We start from the raw sequence: 4,042 nt of genomic DNA, 5'->3' as shown, positions 1-4,042 counted from the left end.
GTTATATTTATAAATTTCATTATAATAGATTTTTTATGAATAAAAAAGTAGAGAGTATATGTAAGGATATTAAAGCGCTTAAAATTCAAGGTGCGCATAGAGTAGCAAGAGAAGGATTTAGAGCATTTATCTTAGAAATGACTACTTTTAAAACAAATAATCCTAAAAAATTTCAAGAGCATGCTAAAAAAACAGCTTTAGATATTTCAAATTTAAGAGCAACTTCTCCAATGTTGGATAATTATTTAGAAGAAACTTATGATTCAATTCAATATTTAATAAAAAAGAAGAAATCAATTGAATTAATCCAAGAATATCTTAAAATAAGATTAAATGAAGTATTAGACGAATTGGAAAATAACAGAGATAAATTAGCTGTTTTTGGTTCCAGTTTAGTAAAAAATGGAGATGTAATTTTATTACATTGCCATTCAACTTCTGTAATAAATTCTTTAATTTTAGCTAAAAAGCAAAAAAAGAAATTTAAAGTGTATAATACAGAATCAAGGCCAAGATTTCAAGGTCATGATACTGCAAGAGATTTAGCTAAAAACAAAATAGATGTAACTATGAGTGTAGATTCAAATGTTTCGAATTTAATAGAAAAAGTAAATAAAGTATTTATAGGTGCTGATGCAGTAGATAGAAATGGAAATTTAGCAAATAAAATAGGAAGTAAAATGATAGCAGAACTAGCAAAAAATAGAAGTAAAGTAGATATTTATTCTTTTACTGAATTGTATAAATATGACAAAAGAAAAAAAATTGAAATCGAGCAGAGAGATATAAAAGAAGTAGCAGATCCAAAAAAATTCAAAGGAGTAAAAATCTTGAACCCTGCATTTGATATAATTCCTTACACAAATATAAATGGGATTATTACAGAAGTAGGTTTATTAAAGCCAAAAGAATTTGTTAAAAAAGCTAAAAATAAAATAAAATTAAAACCAGATATTTAGGTGATTTAAATGAAAAATAATAAAAATGGTAAAGATGCTAAATCAATTATTGTTGAAGAAATGTCTGCAAAAGCAAAAATATTTGATGTATTATCAGGGGGTAAAATCGCTGTTTTAAATACACAAGAAGCACTTGAAAATGATATTTATCCCGCATATAGGGGAGTATTGCAAAAAGGAGATAAAGAAATAGTTGCTATGTTTGATTTAAGTGAAAATTTAATAAAAAGAGGAGAAATAGGGTTATTTGCAGAAGTTGAAGAAGTATTAAAAGCAAAATCAGGAGATAAAATTAATATAAAACATTTACAAAGGCCTTTTTCTATTGATTATATAAAAAAGAAATTAGATGGTAAAACTTTAACTGATAATGAAATGGAAGTAATAATTAAGGATTTAATGGCAAATAGATTAAGTCAAATTGAATTAGCTGCTTTTATAAGTGCAATGTATATACGAGGAATTAATGATGATGAAACAGTTGCTTTAACAAATAGTATAGTGAATTCAGGAGATACTTTAAATTTAGGTAAAAAACCAATTTTAGACAAACACTGCGTTGGAGGAATTGCCGGAAATAGAACAACAATGGTTGTTGTACCTATTATAGCAGCAGCAGGATTATATATTCCAAAAAGCTCATCAAGAGCTATTACAAGTGCATCTGGAACAGCAGATACTATGGAAGTATTAGCGCCAGTTGATATTAAAATGGATGAATTAAAAGAGATTGTACTTAAAACTAAAGGTTCAATAGTCTGGGGAGGGGGTATGAATCTAGCAGCAGCAGATGATAAATTAATAAAAATAAGACATCCTTTAAGTTTAGATCCAAAAGGAGTAATGTTAGCAAGTGTATTAGCAAAGAAAAAAGCAGTAAATGCAACCCATGTTGTTATTGATATACCTATTGGAAGAGGAGCGAAGTTCCAAGATGTTCAAACAGCAAAAGATTTAGCAGATGATTTTATTAATATTGGAAAAAAATTAAATATGGAAATTGAAGTGATAATTACAGATGGAAGTGATCCAGTTGGTTGGGGTATTGGGCCTGCATTAGAGTGTAAAGATGTATTAGAAGTACTAGAAGGTAAAGGGCCTCAAGATTTAAGAGAAAAAAGCTGTGTTTTAGCAGGTAATTTATTGGAGTTATCAGGAAAAGTTGAGAAAGGTAGAGGTTCGGCTGTAGCTGAAGATTTAATAAATAATGAAAAAGCAATAAAGAAATTTAGAGAGATAATTGGTGCACAAGGAGGAAAAGCAAATATAAAAATTAATGACCTCCCAATTGGTGATTATGTATATTCATATGAAGCATCAAAAGCAGGAAGAATAAATCATATTGATAATAAAATTTTATCTAAAGTTGCAAGAGCTGCTGGTTCTCCAAGAGATGTTGGTGCAGGTATAGTTTTACATCATGAAGCAGGAGATAAAGTTAAGAAAGGAGATATTCTTTTTGATATTTATTCAACAAGCGAGTCAAAATTATCATTTGCAGTTAAGACTTTAGAAAGTGTAGATCCAATAGAACTTGAAAAATTCCTTTTAAAGAGCTATAGATAATAATAAAAACACCAAAAAGTATAAAAAATACAATGGAAATACGAAAATTATTAAAAAAACAGATATTCATACTTTTATTATTATCTGTTTTTATATTTGCTTCAGATGATATTTTTACAAAAGCATTCTATCCAACATATACTGAAGTAATTTATACCACTACAAGTTTAATTGAGCAAAATCCTTATTGTTTAATGGGTTTTGTTCATTATTGTAATTTTGAGGAGGTTAAAATAATAAGACATATTGAAAATTTTAAATTATTTAATCCTTTTCCAAAAGAAGTAGATTTTATTAATTTAAATAATAGTAGATTATATAGTGCTGAAGATTATAGAATAATAAATAAAATCTCAAAAGAAGAGTTATATTCAAGTAAAGAAATGAACAGAATCGAAGATATATATTATAAAACAATAGAAATCTCTTTTAGAGACCACATAAATTGTAAAGAATCTGCTTCTTTATTCAAAATATTGTATTTAAATTCAAAAATTAAAGATATTAAACAAAACTATACCCTTTTAAAGATTTACACATATGATAATGCGTATACTGCCCATAGATTTAATGCTCTTAAAAATGAGAATGGGTATTATATCTTAGATCCTTTGTCTTGTACAGCAGGGTCCTTTGATTATTGCGTTTATTCGCATACTAGAAGGTTTTATGATGATCCATCATCAATATTGTACAGAGGCAGGGTTTATAGGGTAGAAGAATATATATAAGGTGAGTTATTTATGACAAAAATAAAAGATTTATCCCCAGGTTCAAATGCAACTTTGGTTGGAAAAATAATTGAAAAAGAAGAAGCAAGAGAAGTAATTACTAAATTTGGAAAAAAGACAAGAGTAGCATCTGCAAAATTAAAATGCGAAGATGGAGAAATAAAATTGACTTTATGGGAAGATGATATTGATAAAGTTAATGAAGGAGATAACGTAAAAATAGAAGAAGGTTGGATAACTGAATTTAGAGGAGAATTACAAATTTCAACAGGTAAAAACGGAAAAATTACTGTTCAGTAATTCTATTTTTTTTATTTTTATAATATCTTATTGGGTATAATGCGTCTATATTCCAATTATATTCAAAATTTCCAATATTAGTAATTTCTATATTTAATTCCATTGGGCCAAAAATAGCAATTCCTTTTCCTTCCCAAGACCCAATTTTTTCTCTTATTGAATACTTTCCTTCAACCCCAAGGGTAATATCTTCAAGAAAAGTTATATTTGAATTTATTGCAAATTCTAATGCGTTTTTATCTGATTCAAGACTAAATCTATTTCTCACTCTTTGTGTGTTTGTAGTTATATATAATTCATGTCTGTTTAAATTATACATATTCCATCCACTAGTAAAATTAGGTGTTTCAAAAGATACAGAAGGTAATAAAGTAACTCCTATTTTACCATTAAATATGTCATAAGTTGGGTAAAAATTACCTGTAATTCCTAAATTTGAGCATTCTGTAATATTATATTTAAAACCCAAATTTCCATAACCTGACA

5 protein-coding genes are annotated in these 4,042 nt (G+C 27.3%); 4 read left to right on the top strand and 1 reads right to left on the bottom strand.

Annotated elements, in window-relative coordinates; genetic code table 11:
• The first annotated feature begins 35 nt into the window (after positions 1 to 35).
• Genes WC356_07580 through WC356_07565 form a run of 4 tightly spaced genes read left to right on the top strand, consistent with a single transcriptional unit; the run spans position 36 to position 3,556 of the window.
• Entirely contained in the window at positions 36 to 959 is a 924-nt protein-coding gene (locus WC356_07580) for a hypothetical protein (GenBank protein ID MFA5383002.1), read from the top strand.
• A 9-nt stretch (positions 960 to 968) separates the two neighbouring features.
• On the top strand, positions 969 to 2,525 hold the full coding sequence (locus tag WC356_07575; GenBank protein ID MFA5383001.1) for an AMP phosphorylase: 1,557 nt from the start codon (positions 969 to 971) through the stop codon (positions 2,523 to 2,525).
• Positions 2,526 to 2,557: 32 nt separating this feature from the next.
• On the top strand, positions 2,558 to 3,256 hold the full coding sequence (locus WC356_07570) for a hypothetical protein (GenBank protein ID MFA5383000.1): 699 nt from the start codon (positions 2,558 to 2,560) through the stop codon (positions 3,254 to 3,256).
• A gap of 12 nt (positions 3,257 to 3,268) precedes the next feature.
• A complete protein-coding gene (locus WC356_07565; protein ID MFA5382999.1) occupies positions 3,269 to 3,556 on the top strand; it encodes a DNA-binding protein in 288 nt (95 codons plus the stop codon).
• On the opposite strand, the gene WC356_07560 is transcribed toward WC356_07565, so the two are convergent.
• On the bottom strand, positions 3,543 to 4,042 hold a 500-nt coding region (locus WC356_07560), incomplete at its 5' end, for a hypothetical protein (protein ID MFA5382998.1). The genes WC356_07565 and WC356_07560 overlap by 14 nt on opposite strands.

It is taken from the genome of Candidatus Micrarchaeia archaeon, from assembly GCA_041653315.1.
In the GTDB taxonomy this organism is placed as follows: Archaea; Micrarchaeota; Micrarchaeia; order Anstonellales; family JAHKLY01; genus JAHKLY01.
Note: the sequence above shows the minus strand (reverse complement) of the source record. Positions and strands in the feature narration are given on the sequence as shown.